We start from the raw sequence: 20846 nt of genomic DNA, 5'->3' as shown, positions 1-20846 counted from the left end.
GCCGGCGGCCCTCCGCGACGGAACCGAACGGGGCGAGCAGCGAACTTCCGCCGATCCGCAGCCGCAGCCGCAGCCGAGGGCGCTGGAGTGACCGGTCGCGCTTTGCTCACGCCCCGTCGTGGGCGGTTGTCCGGTTCCGGTCGTGGGCGGTTGTCCGGGTGCGGATCGTTCATCAGCGGTCGGCTCCCCGGTTCTTGAGGTACGACTCGTCGTCCCTGCCAGGTACATGGACGGGTGCTCGGGCGGCTGGTTCGGGCGGCGCCATGTCGGCCTCTCGCAGAAGGGCGGATTCGCACCTGGGAGCATGAACGTGTGCCCGAGGAACCGAACCTGATGCCGAGCCTGTGGCCGCAGGGGAACGGCGGCCGACGGCGGATGTCCCTCGCTCAGTACGATGCCCGCTCCAGCGTCAGCTGCGCGGGCCGGACGGACGGGAGGGAGACGGCATGACGGGCCAGAACCGGAGCGGCACTCCTCGACAGCCGCCCCGCCGGCGGGGCCAGGGCAAGTTGGAGGCCCAGGTGCTGGCGGCGCTGCGCGAGGCGCCGGGGCCGGTGAACACCGCCTGGGTGCGGGAGCGGCTCGGGGGCGATCTCGCCTACACGACCGTCATCACCATCCTGACCCGGCTGCATGCGAAGGGCGCGGTCTCACGCGAGCGGGCGGGCCGGTCCTTCGAGTGGACGTCGACCGCCGACGAGGCGGGTCTCGCCGCCCTGCGCATGCGGAAGCTGCTGGACGCGGAAGCCGACAGGGAGGCAGTCCTCGCCAGTTTCGTGACGGCGCTCGCACCGGGCGACGAGCAGCTGCTGCGCGACCTGCTGGCCCGGGCCACGGACGAAGGAAAAGACTGACCGCTGGGGGAACTTCGTCCTTCTGCCGCTGGTACTGCCCTTGAGCGCAGAGTTCTCACCCGCGTCTGAGCCGGGCCATGTCGCTCGGACGGATGGTTTACGGGGCACAGTCCACGCTGTGCGAGGTGTCGAGAGCCGCTTCTCGTGATCATGCGTGACGTGATCGTGAAATCCGTACACAGCTCATCGCGCACCCGCTGGTTGTTGACGGCCGCAGGGCTCGCCGCGACCGCCCTCGCCACCTCGCTGCCCGCCACGCCGGCCGGCGCCGCCTCGGGCGTGCCGCCCACTCCCCGGCCGACGACCGGCGCCGAGAGCCGCACCGCCGCCTGGCTGGACGCACACCCGGACGCGGCCGAACGCTTCTTCCGGGATCTGCCCAAGGGAGGGGACCTGCACAATCACCTCTCCGGTGCGGTACGGACCGAGTACCTCATCCAGCTCGCCGCCGAAGACGGACTGTGCATCGACGCCACGATGACGGCCGTCGCGCCTCCGTGCGCCGCAGGCACACGGCCGGCCGCCGACGCCCTGACGGACACCGGCTTCCGGCAGGAGATCGTCAGAGCCTGGTCGATGCAGGACTTCCCGCAGGGCGAGTCGGGACACGACCACTTCTTCGCGACGTTCGGGAAGTTCGGCGCCGCGACGTCGCATCGCGGCAAGATGCTGGCCGACGTGGCGGGCACCGCGGCGGCGCAGAATCAGTCGTACCTGGAGACGATGGTCAGCCCCGCGTCCGCGGGGGCCAGGAAGCTGGCGGCCGAAGTCGGCTGGGACGCGGACCTGGCCGCCATGCACCGCAAGCTGCTCGCCGGTGGCCGGCTGGATCAGCTGATCACCGACGCCGAGCGGGAGGCGGACACGGCGGACGCGGAGTTCCGCGAGACCGCGCGCTGCGGGAGTGCACGGCCGGGCCCCGCCTGCCGCGTCACCGTCCGCTGGATCTCCCAGGTCTCACGCAACAGCGCCCCGGAACGGGTCTTCACCCAGATCGCGCTCGGGCTGCGCCTCGCCGAGCGGGACGAGCGCTTCGTCGCGGTGAACCTGGTCCAGCCGGAGGACGGCGAGATCTCCCTGCGGGACTACCGCCTGCACATGCGGATGCTGAACTACCTGCACGGTGTCTACCCGCGCGCCCACATCACCCTCCACGCCGGCGAGCTCGTCCCCGGCCTGGTGAAGCCGGAGGATCTCACCTTCCACATCGACGACGCCGTACGCACCGGACAGGCCGAACGCATCGGCCACGGCGTCGACCTCGTCCACGAGGACGACTGGCGACGTCTGGCCCGCGACATGGCACGCCGCCGGATCGCCGTCGAGGTGCCGCTCACCAGCAACGCGCAGATCCTCCAGGTCGAGGGGGACGAGCACCCGTTCCCGGTCTACCGGAAGTACGGCGTCCCGGTGGTGCTGTCCACCGACGACCCCGGGGTCTCGCGCGGTGACATCGGCCAGGAGTACAGCCGCGCGGCCCGCACCTACGGACTCGGCTACCCCGAGCTGAAGGACCTGGCCCGGGCCTCCCTGGAATACGCCTTCCTGCCGGGCCGCAGCCTGTGGCGTCCCGACCCTGCGCGAAAGGGTTTCCGACCGGTCGAGGAGTGCCGCGCCGCGTATTCGGCCCGCTGCGCCCGCCTGCTGGCAGCCAACCCGAAGGCCCGTCTGGAATGGCAGCAGGAACAGTCCTTCCGTGTCTTCGAGGCCCGGTACGCCGGCTGACCCCGCCCCGAGCAGCGGCGCGGTGCGCTTCACCGGTCGCCCCTGCCGGGCCGACCGGTGCAGCCGCGTTCGCCCGTGAAGTCCGGCTCGGCGTGGAACACGGTGATCCCCGGTGACCGCCGGGTACAGCCGGCGGGCCGGGTTCCCGGCCGGGTAGGCCCCGGCACGGCCGGGACGCCGACGACGACGCGGTGCTTCATGCGTCGCTCCTGCCGGTTCGCCCGCCCGGGTCGTGGACCGCTTCACGATCAGCCGGTGAAGGACTCGGGGCCGAAGCGGCCCCAGGCGACGAAGGCTGCCAGCACGAGGTAGACCAGATCGCCCGCGATCGTCGCTCTCTCGCCCCGGCGGAGCCGCACGGTGAGCGCGCCGATGAAGAGCAGGACGAGCCCGGTGGCGGCCAGCGGCACCAGGACCGGCGCGATGTCGAGCACCGCGGGCAGGATCAGCCCGATCGCGGCGAGGAGCTCGACGGCGCCGATGGCCTTGAGGGCGGTGGGGCTGACATCGTGGGCCCATTGAGTGGCTGCGCCGCCCAGGGCGGCCAGCTTCTCCTGTGCCACAAACATTTTGGCGCTGCCGGCCAGGCAGACAGCGGCCAGCAGACCGGCGGTGATCCACAGCGCGACGTTCATCATCGACTCCCTGATCGAGGTCCTTCCGCACCCGAGACGAGGCAGCAGCACGCCCTGTGACATCCCCGAGTGCGGCCGGTGGAGAGACGCGGGTCACATCCCGTCGTGTCACAGGGACGGGCACTGCCTCGTCTCGGGGGACGAAGCCACTGACGAGCACGGAGGAGCACACGATGGACGCGCGACTGAACTACTTCGCCGCCCCGGCCGCCGGCAAGGCCCTCAAGCACTTCATGGCGGCGGGCAAGGCGCTCAAGGAATCGCCGCTGCCCGCCGCCCTCCAGGAACTGGTGGCCCTGCGGGTGAGCCAGATCAACGGCTGCGCGGTCTGCCTCGACATGCACACCAAGGAGGCCGCGGCCGCCGGCGAGTCGGCGGTGCGGCTCGCCCTGGTCGCGGCCTGGCGCGAGGCGACGGTCTTCACCGGAGCCGAGCGAGCGGCGCTGGAGCTGGCCGAGCAAGCGACGCGGGTCGCGGACGGGGCCGGCGGGGTCAGCGACGAGGTGTGGGGGCGGGTCGCCGAACACTACGACGAGGAACAGCTCACCGCCCTTGTTCTCCTCGTCTCGTTCATGAACACGGTGAACCGGCTGAACATCATCACCCAGCAGCCCGCCGGCGACTACCGGGTCGGCCAGTTCCACTGAGCGCGCCCGTTCCAGGGACAGGGGCGGCCACAAGGCGCGGAGCGGGGGTTGCCCCGGTTCCGCGACCGACCCGATGATCACGACACGTTCCCCGCGTCGGCGACTCCGGCTCGGGGCGGGAAAGCACGAAAGGGACAACACGTGACCAAGGTCGAGGAGTTCGAGGAGCTCAGGCCGCTGCTGTTCTCGATCGCCTACCGGATCCTGGGCAGCGTCGCCGAGGCCGAGGACGCGGTGCAGGAGACCTGGCTGCGCTTCGACGCCTCGACAACCCGGCCGGTGTCGGTCAAGTCGTTCCTTTCGGCCACCGTGACCCGGATCGCGATCGACGTACTCCGCTCCGCCCGCGTACGACGGGAGAAGTACGTCGGACCGTGGCTGCCCGAGCCCCTGCTCCACGATCCGTACCAGGATCCGGCCCGGGCCGCGGAGCTGGCCGACTCCGTGTCGATGGCGGCGCTGCTGCTCCTTGAGCGGCTCAGCCCGCTGGAACGTTCGGTGTTCGTACTGCGCGAGGTGTTCGCCTTCGGCTTCGACGAGGTCGCCTCGGCGGTGGGACGCTCGGAGGCTGCCTGCCGGCAGCTGCTCGTACGGGCCCGGCGGCACATGGAGGCCGGCCGGCCTCGGTTCGAGGCCGGCCGGCAGGAGCGGCAGGCTCTGGCGGAGCGGTTCTTCGAAGCACTGTCGCAGGGCGACGTCGACGGGCTGCAGCGTCTGCTGTCCGCCGACGTCCAACTCGTCGGCGACGGCGGCGGCAAGGCCCCGCAGCTGGCCAAGGTTCTCGTCGGCGCAGAGAGCGTGGCCAGGCTCCTCGCCGGTGTCCACCCGCTCATGGCCCGGATCGACATCACCTTCGAACCGCACGAGGTCAACGGGCAGCCGGGCGCGGTCTTCCGCGACCGGGACGGCAGGATCCTCCACGCCCTGGCCCTCGACGTCCTCGACGGACAGATCCAGACCATCCGGTCCGTCATCAACCCCGACAAGCTCGGCCACCTCGGCCCGGTCGCCGACGCCTGGGCCGTCGACCGGGAAGTGAAGCGGACCCGCAGGCAGACGCGGTAACCCCGCGGCCGGCCCGACAGCAGTCGTGGACGTGCCGGAGCAGGTGCAGGCCGGCGGCCCCGGGGGGCGCCGGCCTGCACTGCCGTGTCACTACGCATCGGGTCAGGGCAGGAAGCCTCCCGCCGACCTGGTGAGCGACGCCGGGGATCCCGGCGGGGAGCCTCGCCGGCGGCAAGTTGGCCGGATCCCGTGCGACCCGACGGGTCGCGGGGCGTCACGAAACGGTGATCGGCCCTGCGCACCCCGCCGCGCTCCGGGCGAAGTGGCGCAATGTCGCTGATTGCACAGATAAACCGCTTTCAAATGATCATCACTGCTTCGAGGTAATGCGTCTGGGTTCTCCGGGCGACGCGGCCCGAGCGGTCGTTACGGTCCTCCGGGACCTGCACGGATCCCAGTGACTCTCTCCACTCCTCCTGTTCGCGGTCGGCGCACCGGTGTGCGCCGACCGCCACCCCTCACGAAGGAGAACCCGCCTCGATGACCGTCGACAGCACCCCGCAGACCCAGGCCGCACCAGCGGTGCCCCAGCAGTCCCTGAGCACCGCCGCCGCCCGCAACCTCGCCACCACCACCAAGTCCGCCCCGCAGATGCAGGAGATCACCTCCCGCTGGCTGCTGCGGATGCTCCCCTGGGTCGAGACGAAGGGCGGCGCCTACCGGGTCAACCGTCGGTTGCGCTACACCGTCGGCGACGGGCGCATCGACTTCGTCCAGGACGGCGCCACGGTCCGGGTCATCCCCGACGAACTCGGCGAACTCGCCCTGCTTCGAGGCTTCCCGGACTCCGAAGTCCTCAGCGCCCTCGCCGGGCGTTGTACGCAACGCGACTTCGCGGCGGGGGACGTCCTCGTCGAGCGCGGCGCCGAGGCCGACCGGATCCACATGATCGCCCACGGCCGTGTCCGGCAGACCTCCGAAGGCAAATACGGCGGGGAGCTCGCCATCGCGGTGCTCGCGGACGGCGACCACTTCGGAGAGAACGCCCTGCTGGACAGCGACGCCCGCTACGACTACACGGCCACCGCCGAGACGTCCGGCACTCTCCTCACCCTCTCCCGCGCCGACTTCGCCGCCGTACAGGCGTCCGCGCCGAGCCTCCAGTCCCACATCGAGGAGTTCAGCTCTCTCGGACAGCAACGGCAGAACAAGCACGGTGAGGCCGAGATCCGCATGTCGGCCGGCCATGTGGGCGAGGCCGAACTGCCGGGCGCGTTCGTCGACTACGAGTCGAAGCCACGCGAGTACGAACTCTCCGTCGCGCAGACCGTCCTGAGGGTCCACACCCGGGTCGCCGACCTCTACAACGGCCCGATGAACCAGACGGAGGAACAGCTCCGCCTCACCATCGAGGCGCTGCGCGAGCGCCAGGAACACGAACTCATCAACAACCGCGAGTTCGGCCTGCTGCACAACGCCGACTTCAAGCAGCGGATCCAGCCCCACTCCGGCCCGCCGACCCCGGACGACATGGACGAGCTGCTCTGCCGCCGCCGCGGCACCAAGCTGTTCCTCGCCCACCCGAGGACGATCGCCGCGATCGGGCGCGGCTTCAACGCCTGCGGTCTCTATCCGGACCATGTCGACCTCGGTGGCCAGTCCGTGCCGGCCTGGCGCGGGGTTCCGATCCTGCCCTGCAACAAGATCCCGATCAGCAAGGAGCAGACCAGCTCCATCATCGCCATGCGTCTGGGCGAGGAGAACCAGGGTGTCATCGGGCTGCGGCAGACCGGCCTGCCGGACGAGTACGAGCCGGGACTCTCCGTGCGGTTCATGGGCATCAGCGAGCAGGCGATCATCTCCTACCTCGTCACCACGTACTACTCCGCCGCGGTGCTCGTACCCGATGCGCTGGGCGTGATGGAGAACGTGCAGATCGCCCGCAGGGGCGACCGGGGAACCGGCTGACGCCCCGGCGCCGGCCGGGAACCGCCTTGTCCGGCGGACCCCTGCCCCAGGTCCGGAACGATCCCACCCACCGCAGCAAGGAGCCACGGAATGCCCGACCCTGGACCCTTCCCGCAGCAGTCGAGGCCGCACGACGCCGTGGCCCGCTCCGTCCCCGCTCTCGCGCACGCCCTCACCCGCTCCGGAGCACCCGTCCCGAAGGCCGAGCCTGTGGAGCCACCCGCGGCGACGGTTGCGGACATGCCCGCGCCGGTGGCCCCCGGCCGGCCGGCCGCGCAGCCTGCGCCGATCACCCCGTCGGAACCGGCGGCCGACTCCTCCGTTGCGGCCGTGCCTGTCGCGGACTCCGCCGTGCAGCGGGCCCTGCGCGGGCCGAGTGGTCTGGGTACGGCTTCGCTCTCCCTGGCCCGCCGCCCGGACCCGGCGCTCCCGGAACCCGAGCCGCCGGCCGAAGGCCGGGCCGTGCCGGGCCTCTACCACCACCCCGTACCGGAGCCCGATCCCGTACGGGTGGAGGAGGTCAGCCGTCGGATCAAGCGGTGGGCCGAGGACGAGGTCCAGCTCTACCCCGAGGACTGGGAAGGCGAGTTCGACGGGTTCTCCGTCGGGCGCTACATGGTCGCCTGCCACCCGGACGCCCCCCTCGTCGACCATCTGATGCTCGCCACCCGGCTGATGGTCGCGGAGAACGCCGTCGACGACTGCTACTGCGAGGACCACGGAGGCTCACCCGTCGGTCTCGGCGGACGCCTCCTCCTCGCGCACACCGCGCTCGACCGCCTCCACACCACCGCGGAGTACGAGCCGGCGTGGGAGGAGTCCCTCGGCACGGACGCCCCGCGGCGCGCGTACCGCAGCGCCATGGACTACTTCGTACGGGCCGCCACGCCCTCCCAGGCCGACCGCTACCGGCACGACATGGCCCGGCTGCACATGGGATACCTGGCCGAGGCCGCCTGGGCCGAGACCGATCACGTCCCACAGGTGTGGGAGTACCTGGCCATGCGCCAGTTCAACAACTTCCGCCCCTGTCCCACCATCACCGACACCGTGGGCGGTTACGAACTGCCGGCGGACCTGCATGCCCGGCCGGAGATGCAGCGGGTCATCGCACTCGCCGGGAATGCGACCACCATCGTCAACGACCTCTACTCCTACACCAAGGAGCTCGACAGCCCCGGCCGGCATCTGAACCTGCCGGTGGTGATCGCGGAGCGCGAGCAGCTTTCCGAGCGCGACGCGTACCTGAAGGCGGTCGAGGTCCACAACGAGCTCATGTACGCCTTCGAGGCAGCCGCGGCCGACCTGGCCGCCGCCTGCCCCCTGCCCGCCGTGCTGCGCTTCCTCAAGGGCGTGGCCGCGTGGGTCGACGGCAACCACTACTGGCACCGCACCAACACGTACCGATACAGCCTGCCCGACTTCTGGTAAGGAACGGACATCTCTGTGACCACCGAACTGAACCCCACCGCCTCCGCGATGATCCCGGCCCCGGCGACGCCCTACCAGCGGGACATCGCCCGTTACTGGAACAGCGAGGCGAGGCCGGTGAACCTGCGCCTCGGTGACGTGGACGGGCTCTACCACCACCACTACGGCATCGGCGCCGTCGACCACGACGCGCTCGGCGACCCCGAGGACAGCGAGTACGAGAAGAGGCTGATCGCCGAACTGCACCGCCTCGAGTCCGCGCAGACCGAGGTCCTCCTGGACCACCTCGGTCCCATCGGGGTCGACGACACACTCGTCGACGCCGGCTGCGGGCGCGGCGGGTCCATGGTCATGGCCCACCAGCGCTTCGGCTGCAAGGTCGAGGGTGTCACCCTCTCCACCTCACAGGCCGACTTCGGCAACGGGCGCGCGAGGGAGCTACGCATCCAGGACCGCGTCCGCGCACGCGTCTGCAACATGCTCGACACGCCGTTCGAGAACGGCAGCATCGCCGCCTCGTGGAACAACGAGTCGTCCATGTACGTCGACCTGCACGACCTTCTCGCCGAACATTCTCGCTTCCTCAAGGTCGGCGGCCGGTACGTGACGATCACCGGCTGCTGGAACCCCCGCTACGGCCAGCCGTCGAAGTGGGTCTCCCAGATCAACGCCCACTTCGAGTGCAACATCCACTCCCGCCGCGAATACCTGCGTGCCATGGCCGACAACCGGCTCGTGCCGCAGGCCGTCATCGACCTCACCCCCGACACGCTGCCCTACTGGGAGCTGCGGGCCACGTCCTCCCTGGTCACCGGGATCGAGGAAGCGTTCATCAAGGCGTACGGGGACGGTTCCTTCCAGTACGTCCTGATCGCGGCCGACCGCGTCTGACCTCGGTCACGCAGGCCGCGTCCGTCCGTGGCGGACCCGGCCTGCGCGTCTGTTGAGGGTCTTCCACCGCTTCTCCTGCCGGCCCGCTGCCCCGGTTGGAGCCGGCCGCGTGGCAGTGCCGATCCGCCTGCCGCATCCCCTCGCGGAGCACGAACCCTCGGTCCCGCCAAGGCTGTTCACCCTCCGAGCTCGGCCTGACACGGCTACGGGAGGCGGCGACATGGTGCCCGGGTGCCCAGCTCGGAGCCGGGACTCCGCCCTGGTCGACGGTTGGCGGAGCTTTCCACGTGTACGCCGGCGCCGATCACCCCATCGTCCAGCAGGCGGCGAGAAGGCCGGCGAGGATGCCTGCCGGGTCGTGCAGCAAACGAGCGCCATCAGTTACCACGCGACGGGTTCCAGGATCGACGGGATCAGTCCTTGCCCAGGCCGGAGAGCCGATGCCCATCTCGACTTCCAGGCCGGAGGCCGTGGAACAGCGTCGCTCCGTGATCGCTCCCCACGACTGAGCTCGGATCGGTTCTCCCAGCCCGAGCTCCATGGCCCACGCATCGTCGAGGAGATATCGGGGCTCGTCCGTCGTGAGCAGGACGAGGTCGATGTCGGAGTCGGGTCGCGCAGCGTTGCGAGCGCATGATCCGACGAGAAGCAGACCGACGACGTCTTCGCGACCCCTCGCCCAGCGGGTGACGCGACCGACGACCTCGTCGATCTCGGCGCTCCGCTCCGGCGACAGTGCGGCTCGAAAGCTTCTCTCCTGATCGTCACGAACCACCTTGCTGCCCCTGGCCATGGTCGGTGCCTGACTCCCCACCATGCCAGGGCGCTTGAGGACCTGGGGAATGCGGCGTGCCGGCACGCCGCCGGGTGTCGCGGCCGCGGTGACGTACCCTGCCCGCGCCGCGCCGTCTTCATCACCAGTGTGATCCTGCCCCTCGACGGTGGCCGCGAGGCATCAGCCGGCTATCCGGCCTGCGAAGTCATCGCGGGATGCTCAGGCGCCATCGGATCTCGCCTTCGTGCCATTCGTCGGTGCGCGTGAGCCCGGCGGCGGTGGCGACGGCGGCGGATGCCCGATGTCGGGGGTGGATGTGGGCGATGACGGTGTGCACCGGCTGCCGGCTGAGCCAGGCGACGAGTGCTCGGGCTGCTTCGCCGGCGATGCCCCGCCCCTGCCACGGGGTTCCCACCACCCAGGCGATCTCGGCGATGGGACCATGGCCGGAAGGGCTGACCGTCGCCTGGACGGTGCCCGTCAGGCAGGCCTCGTCACGGAGCCGGATCACCCAGTTCAGCCAGGAAACGTCCGGATCGGGAGAGCCCGCGGTCATGCGCCGGTAGCGCGAGCGCAGGGTCTGCGGGGTGTCCGGAGTGCCGCCGATGAAGGTGTGCAGGGCTGGATCGGACAGCACCGCGGCCATCTCCTCGGCGTGCTCGACGTGCAGCGGCAGCAGGTCCAGCCGCCCGGTGCCGATGGCCTGGGCCTCGAGGATGTTCACGCCACCACCGCCTCGGGGCGTTCGGCGAGGTGTCCGCGTTCGCAGCGGGCTTCGGCGCGGACCAGGACGTCGGTGGTCATCAGCCGGCCGAACCGCCCAACCGCGTCGGAGTGCCACAGGCAGACATTGACAGTCGGCACCGATACACACGAGTCCTTGGCATGCATGAGGACATCGTGGCAGGTCACGGGGTGTAGCCGGTCGAGACCCAGGGACGCGCTACCGCGTGCTCCTCACGAATGCGCACCCGCCAAGGTTCGGCGGCACACGCTCAACGCCCCCAGGTCCGGTGCCTTCGAAGTCTGAGTGGCGTGGACCGCTGAGCATCATGGACGTCGTGCCAGGAAGACGAACTCTCTTCCTGGTCGGTCAGGGGCATCGCGCATGCCTTCCACCACGTAGCCGTGAGCGACCAGGTCCCTCTCGATTTCCTCCCGCTCTCGGAAACGCAACGTCGAATCCGACGTCAGCACCTGTCCGTCCGCCGCGAAAACGTAGGTCCAGCGGAACGTCACCAGAGGCCGCCCCACCTCGATCAGCTGGACCCAGCTCTCGACGGAACCGACGCCCGGGATCTCCGTGACACGGTAGGAGTTCTCGCGGGTCCACTCTTCCCAGGCTCGTTTGGCCGGATCGCGGGTCTCGAAGACCAGGTGACCTCCGGGCCGCAGTGCTTCGTAGGCTCCCTGTAGCGTCTTTTGCCACGTGTGCGGATCAACGATGGCCTGGGCAACGTTCGCTGTCATCGTCGCGAGGTCGGCCTGCAGCGGCGGGAGGTCGGTCGCATCACCGCAGATCCAGCGCACTCGCTCACTGCCCGGTTTGGCCCGGGCGACGTTGATGGACGCCAGTGCGGGATCGACACCGACGACCTCGATCCCACGATCAGCCAGGAGAAGTGCGAACACCCCTGTGCCGCAGCCGATGTCCAGCACTCGGCATGCCCCGACCTCTTCTGCGATCCGGAGGTACGCGTCAAGATCACTGCGGTCGGGGTCGAGCGGATCGTAGATCGCGGCGAGCCGTGGATGCGCGAAGCAGTCGTCAGCCATGCGGCCGAACGTAGGCGGAGTCGGGCCCGAACGGCCAGTAGGTAACGCAGGCGAAGCGGCCCGGCTCCGTCCGGTCCCACAGCGCATCAGTGATCGCCCGACAGGCAGAGACGTCCGATCAACTGACCAGCCCACCAAAGCGACACGCTCTACGCGGTTCGAATGAAGTCGGCGGGTCGCATTGCGCTGCGCGCGTCCGCTCGAAGATCGCTGTGGTGCCATCCGGTTGCTCTCATCCATCACCGGACAGGAAGATCAAATGTCTCTTCGCAGACTGGCACGCTCCTTGGGCAGCCTGGCAGTGGCCCTGGGTGTCGCCTTCTCGCTGCCCGCGACCGCCGACGCGGCTTCCACGGTCCGCCAGGAGCCGCCACTGGTCATCGAGAAAACCGTCAACACGCCGACCCCGTTCTCCCAGGGACAGATCGTCACGTACACCCTCGTTGCGTCGAACTCCGAGTTCGCGACCCCATCGGGATCAGTGATCGTCGGCGACTCGCCGGCCGGCCCCGGGCTGTTCATCCTCGACTTGGAGGGAACGAACTGGGATTGCGGGGGCAGTTGCACCTACACGGGCCCCGCTCTGGAGGCGGGGGCCGACTACCCGCCGATCACCGTCACCGCCGAGGTGGCCGAGAGCGCGCCGAGCGAGGTGTGCAACACCGGCTTCGTCGGGACCGCCGGCGGTGGCGTCACCGACGAGGACACCGTCTGCAGCCCGGTCACGCAAGGTCCCCCGGCCGACCCGGCCGAGCTGTCCATCACCAAGGCCCACTCGGGCGGCTTCTCGCAGGGCGGCACCGGCACCTACACGCTCACGGTCTCCAACGCCTCCGGCGCCGGACCGACCGAGGGGACGGTGACCGTGACGGACACCCTGCCCGCTGGCGTCACCTACAGCAACGCCACCGGGAACGGGTGGTCGTGCAGCCAGGCCTCGGGCACCGTCACCTGCACCCGCAGTGACGAGCTGGAGCCCGGGGCGAGCTACCCGCCGATCACGCTGACGGTCAACGTCACGCCGAGCGCCGCGTGCAGCTTCACCAACTCCGCAACCGTCTCGGGCGGCGGCAGCCAGTCGGACACCGCGAGCGACGCGACGACGGTCAGCGGCGGCACCTGCAACGGCGGGAACGGCGGAAACGGCGGCGGGGGATCGATCCTGCCGATCAACCTCAACGGCATCTTCACCATGTTCAACAACATCAGCACCAGCAACAACATCAACAGCCCCGGAGCCGGCAACACCACCACCCAGAACTTCACGAACACCACCAACTGAGACAACACTCCGAACCGGGCCACCCCATTCCATGGCGGTGGCCCGGTCGGCTTCTCGTCCAGCAGGTTGAGCAGGCTCGTGATGGCCCGGGCCTCACCGGGTGGGCTCTTCAACCGGTCCGGGAGCCAAGATCGATTGTCAGTGGTGGATGAGACGGTAGGAGCATCGAGTCGGTCGGAATGAGGGGGAGCTGTCATGTCCGGAGCCCAGAACTACATCAACCACGTTGCTCTTGTGCTGGATGCCAGTTCGTCCATGTCGCACCTGCGCAGCAAGGTCGTCGAAGTCGCCGACCAGCAGATCGCGTATCTTGCCCGCCGGTCAAGGGAACTGGACCAGGAGACCCGCGTCACGGTGTACGTCTTCGCGGACAAGGTGGAGTGCGTCATCTACGACAAGGACGTGCTGCGGATGCCGTCGCTGAAGCAGCTGTACCGGGTCGGCGGTATGACGGCTCTGCTGGCGGCCGCACTGAAGTCCCAGCGGGAGCTGGCGCAGACAGCTCAACTGTACGGCGACCACAGCTTCCTGACGTTCGTACTCACCGACGGCCAGGAGAACGCAAGTCATCGCTGCCCGGACGCCCCTGCCAGGGATCCCCGCGAACTGGTGAACGCCGTGGCCGGGATGATCGAGACGCAGGAGGACAACTGGACGCTGGCCGTCCTTGTGCCGGACCAGATGGGCAGGCGCGAGGCCATGCAGTGCGGTTTCCCGAAGGAAAACATAGCCATCTGGGACGCCACGAGCACACAGGGTCTCGAGGAGGCCGGGCAGGTCATCCAGCAGGCCACCGAGAAGTTCATGGTGGGCCGTACCAAGGGCATCCGGGGATCGCGTGCGGTGTTCTCCACGGGTGCGGAGGCAGTCAACAAGGACACCATCAAGGCGGCCGGCCTCACCCCGGTGAAGCCGTCGGAGTACCAGCTGATCCCGGTGGCTCGTGACGCGGCGATTCGGGAGTGGGTCGTCGAAAGCGGGCACACCTACCGAACCGGTGGCGCGTTCTACCAGCTGAGCAAGTCGGAGAAGATCCAGGCGCGGAAGCAGATCGCCGTGCTGGAGAAGAAGACCGACCGGGTGTACGCGGGGCCCGAGGCCCGAGCCCTGCTCGGCCTGCCGGACAGCGAAGTTCGCATCAAGCCGGACCACAACGACGACTTCACGATCTTCGTGCAGAGCACCAGCGTGAACCGGAAGCTCGTACCGAACACGCGGCTCCTGCTCATGAACTGACACCTTGGCGCCCCGCTGCGCCCCGGACGACTTCCGACCGGCCGCGCACTGCCGTTGAACGTAGAGCCGATGCCGGTGGCCCGGTACCGAGCACCCGCCCACCGGTGAGGTCACCGGCGGGCGCGACCTCGCCCTGGCACCGAGCCGGGAACGCTCCTCGCGGCATTGGAGTCCCCGCCCGGGCGGGCGCGCCGGTGTCGGCGTGCTCGCCGCCGACACCCTCGTCCGGCTGGTACGCCATCTCCGCGTGCGGTGGATGGCATCCAACTGGCCGCAGCGGCGGAACCAGCTACGCGCTGCGGGTCAGCAGACCGGTGTCGATGACCTCAGCGATCAGGGTGGCGCCGCGGCTGTTCTGGTGGATGTGGTCGGTCGTGAGCACGAGACTTCGGCGCCGCGAGATCGTGTCGAGGCTGCGACGCAGCACGGCCTGCTGGACGAGGACGCCGACGCCCGCTGCGAGCGTCACCTCCCGGTACGGAATGGGCGGCGGGTCCGCTTGGCGCAGTTCCTCGATCTGGCGTTCGTGGAGCGGAAGGTAGGTCACCTCGTTGCCGGCGGCGACCTCGGCGATCATCCGGCTGTACGCCTGCGATGCCTGCGCCGCTGCACCGTCAAGTTGTTGGCCGAGAACCGGGAGCGACAGCAGACCGATCGTCGCGTCGGTCTCCGCTCGCAGCCGTTCGACTACGGCTCCCAGGCACTGTTGGAACCAGCCGGCTGACGGGCGCTCGGGGAGCTGTTTGCGCTTCATGGCCTGCTCGACGGGGTAGCCGGCAAGGCTCGCTCGGGCGTCGTTGCTCCCGATCAGTACGGTGATCACGTCGGGCGGGTCCGCGACGACAGCATCGAGGCGCTGCAAGAGGTTGTAGGCGAAGTCACCGTTGGCGCCGAAGCGGGCAAGCTGCACGTCACCGGGAGGGTGGCGTCGCCCGAGAAGGTCCAGGTAGTCGACGCTGAGCTGCGCGCGGGTGAGACTGTCGCCGAGGCAGGCGATGCGTGTCGTCACGGCGATTCCGGGCCGGGCGTGCCGACGCGTTCGGTCGGGCGGGTGTCGGTCCGAGGACGGTGTTCGGTGTCGAGGCCGGCGGTGACGGTCAGGATGGACGCCGGCCCCGCCATGTCGACCGCGTGCCATACCCCGGCGGGATTGATGGTGGCTTCGCCCGGCCCGAGCAGAACGCGGTCGGGCACCCCGTCGACGTCGCGGGTGACCGTCACTGATCCGCTGAGGCAAACGACGAGTTCGTCGCCGGCAGGGTGGTTCTCCCAATGGTCGCCGAGGCCGTCGCCGTCGAAGATCATCACCATCCGGCCCTCGGCGCCGTCTGCCGCGACAGCGGCGCTGTATGCCTTGAGCACCTCCGGGTCCCAGGCGAAGCCCTCGACGGGTCTCGCTCTTGATCCCAGCCCGAGGTGTACGGGGGTGGTCCGCAGGTCGATGGCGTTGGGTTCGTGGTTGACGAGTCTCATGCTGACGATCGTCACGCGACAGCGATCGGCTGGTCTTGAAGGAATGGGAACAGAAGCCGACGCGACGGGCAGTCGGTTGGCGACTACCCGGCCCCGAGGAGGACTTCGCTGCGACGCCAGGCCGTCGGCGATCGGCCCGTGAACTCGCGCCAGTCCCGGACGAGATGGGCCTGGTCGGCGTAGCCGGAGATGGTCGCCACATCGGCCCACGGGGGCGGGTGCTGCGCCGTCGCCAGTTCGTGCGCGTGCTCGAAGCGAAGAACTCGGGCGAGGGTCTTCGGCGACAGGCCCAGTTCACCGCGAAACCGCTCGGTGAGGTGCCGACGGCTCCAGCCGAGTTCCGCGGCGACCGCACCGACCTGGACGCAGCCCCGCGCGGCGACGAGGCGGCGCCAGGCCTCGGCCACCTCGGGGCGCACAGGGTCGCCTCCGGCGCCACGGCCGACAGCTCGGAGGAGCAATTCGTCCAGCGCGGTGAAGCGCGCCGTCCATGTCGTTGCCGCTCGGAGCCGGTCGACCAGCTCGACGCCGAGCGCTCCGAGAAGCTCGTCAAGCGGGACCAGTCGGTGGGCGAGCACAGCGGCGGGCATGCCGTAGACGGCCCGAGCCCCGAGCGGTGTCAGCGATACCTGCACACCTTGCTGGCGTCCGTCGTGGTGGATCGCGACGGACCGGCACATCAGACCGCCGGCCACGCTGCTGAATCGGGTGACCGGTGACCCGTCGTCAACGCCCGCCGCCATCTCGATGGGGTCTGACAGGCTGATCACCGCAGTGAGCACGCGGCTCGGCGGGCCGCAGTGCACCCCCGTCGGGAGCCCGCGGAGGTCGAAACCGACATACGAGTCGACGTACTGCCGCAAGGCGGGCGCCGGACGTGCACCGATCCCGGTGACCGTGTGATCCTCCACTCTTCTCAGTGTACGGAGCCGGCGAGCCGGGCAAGTCCGCCCGAGGCGTCAGTATCGGCGGGGTGGCCGTGGCGGCTCGCGGGGCAGATCCCGAAGCCGGGGTTCAGGCAGCGCCGTACGATCCGGCCGACTCGGCAATGGCGCGAGTCATCTCCGCCCGGGCCTCGGGCGGCTGAGACCTGGACGTCGGTGCCGAACTGCAGCGGGTGGCGGACCGCCGGCGTCGCCGGGACCGCAACCCATGGCTACGGCACCTCGCACCACAGTTCGGCGTCTCAAAGACCGCAGCCGACCGCATCATCGGCCACCTCGGCCCCCTTGAAGGGCGACGGCGTCCATCACGCGCACATCAAGCACTCATGCCCCCACAGGCGCGTGCCCGGGTCCGGCTTCGAGGTGCGGACAGAGCGGGGCGAGGACGGCCTCGTCCGGACGGGGTCTCGGACACGCGGGGCGACCGGGAGCCGATGCCCGTCCCTCACGGAACCCGGAGAGGGCGGATGCGGGCTGCTGCTCGTATCCGCCCTCACCGGCGCCTGGGCGCCAAGACCGCCGCGTCGAAAGGACCGTCCGGGCGACCGTGCCGACGTCCCGTCAGAACAGGGTCACCGGATGGAGGCCGACGTCGTCAGAAAACCGAGTTGACGGGTGCCGAATCCCAGAGCAGGTTGCCCGGGGCAGCGGGCTTGAACGGGGCCGCCGTGTCGCCGGTGCCCGCGTAGAACTTGGCGCCCGAGGTTCCGACCGCGTAGAGATCGGCCCGCCCGTCGCGGTCGGCGTCGCCGATGCCGACGAGGTGGGTGAAGACGCCCCAGCCCGCGCCGATCCTCGTGCGCGGGCCGTAGGTGCCGTCACCCTTGCCCTCGTACAGCCACAGGACACCGGCCTTGTCGCGGGCGACGAGGTCTCCGGCGGAGGTGCCGGTGATGTTGCCGGTGGCGGTGATCTGGTTGTAGATCCCCCAGCCCCAGCCGATCTTCCTGCGGGGTGCGAACGGCGCGCTCGTGCTGCCCGTGCCCTTGTAGAACCACAGGTCGCCGGCGGCGTCGGTGGCGAGGAGGTCGGACTTCCTGTCGTCGTCGAGGTCGCTGCCGCCGGTTATGTTGTTGTAGATCTGCCAGCCGCCGCCGATCTTCGTACGGCCGGCGAAGTTGCCGTTTCCGTTGCCCTGGTAGAGCCAGAGCACGCCGGCCTTGTCACGGGCGACAAGGTCGCCGGCCGGGCTGCCGGCGATGTTCCCGACGGCCTCCAACTGGTTGTAGATCTCCCAGCCGCCGCCGACCTTCACCCGACCCGTCGAGTACGGCTGCGGCGCGGACGCCACCTTGGCCGAGTCGTCGCGCCACAGCACGCCCGCGGCGTCACGGGAGAGCAGGTCCGGTGTGCTGTTGTCCGTGTAGTCGTGCAGGCCGGTCGTACGGTTGACCTTGAAGGTGCCGGTCTGCACGACGTCCGGACCGATGCCGTTGAGCGGGGAGGCGGTGAAGTCCCAGGCGTAGTCGCCGCTGGGCGCGAACTCCTTCATGCCGTCGGCGTTGGGGAGCATCCCGTCCCAGCGGAAGTCGACGGATCCCTTGTCCTCGTAGGTGGCCGCCTGCGCGAAGTCGTAGCGCACACTGCGGCCCGTGCCGACATGGCGCACCGTCACGGAGCCCTGGGCGTTGGTCCGGGAGAGCACCCAGCGGAGCAGGGCCTGACCGTTGTTCTTGTCGAGGTCGACGACAGGGGGAATGGCCGCGGTGTGCAGCGTGAGCACGGTCGGCTCGCCGGTGCTCGCGATGAGCGTGGCGGTGGGCTTGCCGTCCGCCCCGAGTGCGATCCGGTAGACCCCCTCGCCGTGGGCGACCGTACCGCCGCGCACCAGGAGCGCGCCGTCGGCGGTGGGCACGGTGGACGAGGCGTGGTCGAGGAGCTTGACCGTGGATCCGTCGACGAGGTTGACGGCACTGAGAGCGAAGCGCGGGGACGCTGCGGTCGCGGCGGCGCCGCCCGGAGCCGCGTACGTGACCCAGTCGCCCAGGACGCCGATGTGCGGGCGGACGGAGTTGCCCAGGTCGGCCGCTTCCACGGCCGGCGTGCTCCCCGAACCGTCGCGGGTGGCGTGCATGAGCTTGGCGTGCGCGGACGTCGGGGCGTCGACCCAGACCCAGCGGTCCCCGGAAAGGGCTGTGTCGGTGTCGTACGCGGACACGCCCACCTCACGCTTCTCGACGACGGAGGCGGTGGCGACGTCCACGACGGCGAGGTAGGAGCGGTCGGTGTCGGCATCCGCCGAGACGTACCGGACGAGCGCCGAGCTGTCCGACAGGGCCTCGACGCTCTGGACCCTCGAGTTCGGCGTGAGGCCGGTCACCTGCCGGTCGCTGCCCGCCTGGTTCCCCTCGCCGATCAGACGGAGCTGGCCCACGTTGCTCTGGCTGTCCCAGGACGAGAAGACGAGAGTCCTGCCGACCACGCCCTTCCAGTAGAGCCGGGTGTCGGTCTGGTTGACGACCGCGGGGTCGCTGCCCGGCGATGACATGTCATGGAGCAGGTACCGGGTCGTGCCGTCCTCCTTGGCGACGACGGTGTCGGAACCGCCGCCGCGGTACCCGCTGTACCACTCCGGGAGGCTTGTGGTGGTGCCGTCGACGGTGCTGGTCCAGCGGTAGTACGTGTGGTCCCATCGACGCTCCACCGACAGAAACCCGGTCGGGCCGACGCTGAGGATCTGGTCGGTGCGGGGGATGGAGATGACGCCGTCGACGGTCGCCTGCGCATCGGCGGGTCCGGCGTCCGCGGCGACGGCAGCGGTGGGCGTCGCGGCGATCGCGGGCGCCGTCGCGAGGCTCGCACCGACGGTCACGGCCAGAACGGTGGTGACGGCCGCGGCGAGCTGATGTCGGGCGGGACGAACATGGATCAAAGCGGGTTCCTCTCAAGCGACCGGGCGCGCACCCTGGGGCTGCGCGCCCGGTCAGACTCTTGATCGCGACAGAAGGTTGTGCTGGGTGGCGATGTCGTCAGGCCGACGGAGCCTTCGCTCAGGCGAAGTGGTCGTACCGGCGCTTTGTGCCGTCGAAGTACGCACCGACCTGCTCACGCGGGCGGAAGGGTATGCGCCGGTCGCCCGTGCCCTTGGAGAGGTACGCGTCGTGGGGGTTGGCAGCGTTTGACGGCGTACAGGTCGGGGCGCCCGTCGCGGTTGGCGTCGCCGACGCGGTGGGTGTACGTGTACCAGCCGCCCACCCGGATACGGGACGCGAGCGGGACATTCTCGCGCCGTTCGTCAACTGCCGAGCATGACCCGTCTCGCGCCAGACGCTCACGGCAACTGGCCGGACCTTCACCCCCGGCGACGGGGACACCCGAACCCGTACCGGTGAATGCGCTGACGGCAGGCAGGCGGGCCGTCATAAGTTCGGCTGCCGGATCGCGGTGCCGGGCTGACTCCGGCACCGTCGAATCCGGCCTGGGACGAGGCGATGACACGGCAGGTCGTCGTCCCGGTTCGGAATGGCTCGGTTCAGTCCGGGTCAGCGGCCTGTCGGGCTGCCACCAGGCCCGACTCGTAGGCCGCGATCACAGCCTGCGCCCGGTCACGGACGCCGAGTTTGTCAAAGATGCTGGTGATGTAGTTCTTGACGGTGGAGACGCTGATCTCCATGGTTCGTGCGATCTGGTTGTTGTCCAGGCCGGTAGCCACCAGGCGCCAGACCTCGACCTCGCGCGGGGTGAGACCGGGGGTGCTTTGTGCGGCGGGCCGTCGGCGGTTCGGGGGCGCCACCTGTTCGTTCCTGACATAGGCGGAGATCAGTCGGGTCAGCAGACGGGGCGCGACAGCGGCTTCGCCCGCACGGACGGTGCGGATCGCGGCCACGAGGTCCTCGGGCGAGCTGTCCTTGGGCAGGAAGCCGTATGCGCCGGCGCGCAGGGCGGCGACCACGTACTCGTCCATGTCGAAGGTGCTGAGGGCGAGCACCCGGCACTCGGGAAGGTCTCGAGCCAGTCGCTCGGTGGCGGCCACCCCGTCGAGGACGGGCATCCGGATGTCCATCACGACGACGTCGGGATGGTGCTCCCGGGCGAGCACAAGGGCCTGCTCGCCGTTCTCGGCCTCGGCAACCACGGTGATGGCCGGAGAGGGGCCGAGGATCAGGGCCAGTCCGCGCCGCACAAGCGGCTGGTCGTCCGCGATCAGTACCCGTATCACCCGCTCGCCCACGGCCTCGTTTTCGGCGCCTGTCCCGCTCACCGG

The 20846-nt window shown here is 69.8% G+C and carries 19 protein-coding genes and 1 pseudogene; 10 read left to right on the top strand and 10 right to left on the bottom strand.

The annotated features are described in order from the left end of the window. Positions 1-446 precede the first annotated feature (446 nt). A complete protein-coding gene (locus ACTMTU_RS00985; RefSeq protein ID WP_441261474.1) occupies positions 447-854 on the top strand; it encodes a BlaI/MecI/CopY family transcriptional regulator in 408 nt (135 codons plus the stop codon). 150 nt (positions 855-1004) lie between these two features. Next, on the top strand, positions 1005-2579 hold the full coding sequence (locus ACTMTU_RS00980; RefSeq protein WP_441261473.1) for an adenosine deaminase family protein: 1575 nt from the start codon (positions 1005-1007) through the stop codon (positions 2577-2579). A gap of 248 nt (positions 2580-2827) precedes the next feature. Here ACTMTU_RS00980 and ACTMTU_RS00975 read toward each other — a convergent pair whose 3' ends face one another. Continuing rightward, positions 2828-3214 (bottom strand): DoxX family protein, encoded by a 387-nt coding sequence (locus ACTMTU_RS00975; protein ID WP_441261957.1) that lies wholly within the window; start codon positions 3212-3214, stop codon positions 2828-2830. 173 nt (positions 3215-3387) lie between these two features. On the opposite strand from ACTMTU_RS00975, the gene ACTMTU_RS00970 reads away from it, so the two are divergent. The 5 genes from ACTMTU_RS00970 to ACTMTU_RS00950 all read left to right on the top strand — a co-directional run bounded on the left by ACTMTU_RS00970 (position 3388) and on the right by ACTMTU_RS00950 (position 9156). Further along, a complete protein-coding gene (locus ACTMTU_RS00970) occupies positions 3388-3861 on the top strand; it encodes a carboxymuconolactone decarboxylase family protein (RefSeq protein WP_441261472.1) in 474 nt (157 codons plus the stop codon). 141 nt (positions 3862-4002) lie between these two features. Further along, positions 4003-4926: an RNA polymerase sigma-70 factor gene (locus ACTMTU_RS00965; protein ID WP_441261471.1), complete on the top strand. Its 924-nt coding sequence runs from the start codon at positions 4003-4005 to the stop codon at positions 4924-4926. Positions 4927-5406: 480 nt separating this feature from the next. Next, the gene (locus ACTMTU_RS00960; protein ID WP_441261470.1) at positions 5407-6834 is read left to right on the top strand and encodes a family 2B encapsulin nanocompartment shell protein; all 1428 of its coding nucleotides are present in this window, start codon (positions 5407-5409) and stop codon (positions 6832-6834) included. A 90-nt stretch (positions 6835-6924) separates the two neighbouring features. Next, positions 6925-8265: a family 2 encapsulin nanocompartment cargo protein terpene cyclase gene (locus ACTMTU_RS00955; protein WP_441261469.1), complete on the top strand. Its 1341-nt coding sequence runs from the start codon at positions 6925-6927 to the stop codon at positions 8263-8265. Positions 8266-8280: 15 nt separating this feature from the next. Then, positions 8281-9156 carry a geranyl diphosphate 2-C-methyltransferase gene (locus tag ACTMTU_RS00950; protein WP_441261468.1) on the top strand — a complete coding sequence of 292 codons (876 nt, stop codon included), beginning with the start codon at positions 8281-8283 and terminating at the stop codon, positions 9154-9156. 304 nt (positions 9157-9460) lie between these two features. Here ACTMTU_RS00950 and ACTMTU_RS00945 read toward each other — a convergent pair whose 3' ends face one another. From ACTMTU_RS00945 to ACTMTU_RS00930, 4 genes are all read right to left on the bottom strand, one after another. Beyond that, on the bottom strand, positions 9461-9949 hold the full coding sequence (locus tag ACTMTU_RS00945; protein WP_441261467.1) for a nucleotidyltransferase domain-containing protein: 489 nt from the start codon (positions 9947-9949) through the stop codon (positions 9461-9463). Between the two features lie 187 nt (positions 9950-10136). After that, positions 10137-10655 carry a GNAT family N-acetyltransferase gene (locus ACTMTU_RS00940; protein ID WP_441261466.1) on the bottom strand — a complete coding sequence of 173 codons (519 nt, stop codon included), beginning with the start codon at positions 10653-10655 and terminating at the stop codon, positions 10137-10139. Continuing rightward, a complete protein-coding gene (locus tag ACTMTU_RS00935; RefSeq protein ID WP_441261465.1) occupies positions 10652-10795 on the bottom strand; it encodes a hypothetical protein in 144 nt (47 codons plus the stop codon). The genes ACTMTU_RS00940 and ACTMTU_RS00935 overlap by 4 nt, the downstream gene beginning before the upstream one ends. A 186-nt stretch (positions 10796-10981) precedes the next feature. Further along, complete coding sequence (locus ACTMTU_RS00930) at positions 10982-11707, bottom strand: class I SAM-dependent methyltransferase (RefSeq protein ID WP_441261464.1); 726 nt, start codon at positions 11705-11707, stop codon at positions 10982-10984. A gap of 259 nt (positions 11708-11966) precedes the next feature. On the opposite strand from ACTMTU_RS00930, the gene ACTMTU_RS00925 reads away from it, so the two are divergent. Beyond that, positions 11967-12989 carry a DUF11 domain-containing protein gene (locus ACTMTU_RS00925; RefSeq protein ID WP_441261463.1) on the top strand — a complete coding sequence of 341 codons (1023 nt, stop codon included), beginning with the start codon at positions 11967-11969 and terminating at the stop codon, positions 12987-12989. A 195-nt stretch (positions 12990-13184) separates the two neighbouring features. Next, positions 13185-14225 carry a vWA domain-containing protein gene (locus ACTMTU_RS00920; protein ID WP_441261462.1) on the top strand — a complete coding sequence of 347 codons (1041 nt, stop codon included), beginning with the start codon at positions 13185-13187 and terminating at the stop codon, positions 14223-14225. A gap of 289 nt (positions 14226-14514) precedes the next feature. Here ACTMTU_RS00920 and ACTMTU_RS00915 read toward each other — a convergent pair whose 3' ends face one another. From ACTMTU_RS00915 to ACTMTU_RS00905, 3 genes are all read right to left on the bottom strand, one after another. Beyond that, positions 14515-15234: an SGNH/GDSL hydrolase family protein gene (locus tag ACTMTU_RS00915; protein WP_441261461.1), complete on the bottom strand. Its 720-nt coding sequence runs from the start codon at positions 15232-15234 to the stop codon at positions 14515-14517. Beyond that, a complete protein-coding gene (locus tag ACTMTU_RS00910) occupies positions 15231-15698 on the bottom strand; it encodes a cupin domain-containing protein (RefSeq protein ID WP_441261460.1) in 468 nt (155 codons plus the stop codon). The genes ACTMTU_RS00915 and ACTMTU_RS00910 overlap by 4 nt, the downstream gene beginning before the upstream one ends. 83 nt (positions 15699-15781) lie before the next feature. Beyond that, positions 15782-16609 carry a helix-turn-helix domain-containing protein gene (locus ACTMTU_RS00905; RefSeq protein ID WP_441261459.1) on the bottom strand — a complete coding sequence of 276 codons (828 nt, stop codon included), beginning with the start codon at positions 16607-16609 and terminating at the stop codon, positions 15782-15784. Positions 16610-16845: 236 nt separating this feature from the next. On the opposite strand from ACTMTU_RS00905, the pseudogene ACTMTU_RS00900 reads away from it, so the two are divergent. Next, positions 16846-16953, top strand: a pseudogene (locus ACTMTU_RS00900) (IS5/IS1182 family transposase); the annotation flags it as partial. 284 nt (positions 16954-17237) lie between these two features. Here the strand turns inward: ACTMTU_RS00900 and ACTMTU_RS00895 are convergent. Both ACTMTU_RS00895 and ACTMTU_RS00890 read right to left on the bottom strand, forming a co-directional pair. After that, a complete protein-coding gene (locus ACTMTU_RS00895; protein WP_441261458.1) occupies positions 17238-19514 on the bottom strand; it encodes an FG-GAP repeat domain-containing protein in 2277 nt (758 codons plus the stop codon). Positions 19515-20114: 600 nt separating this feature from the next. Further along, positions 20115-20843 (bottom strand): response regulator, encoded by a 729-nt coding sequence (locus ACTMTU_RS00890; protein ID WP_441261457.1) that lies wholly within the window; start codon positions 20841-20843, stop codon positions 20115-20117. Between the last annotated feature and the right edge of the window lie 3 nt (positions 20844-20846).

This window comes from Streptomyces sp. OZ13 (genome assembly GCF_052068155.1).
Classification (GTDB): Bacteria; Actinomycetota; Actinomycetes; order Streptomycetales; family Streptomycetaceae; genus Streptomyces.
Note: the sequence above shows the minus strand (reverse complement) of the source record. Positions and strands in the feature narration are given on the sequence as shown.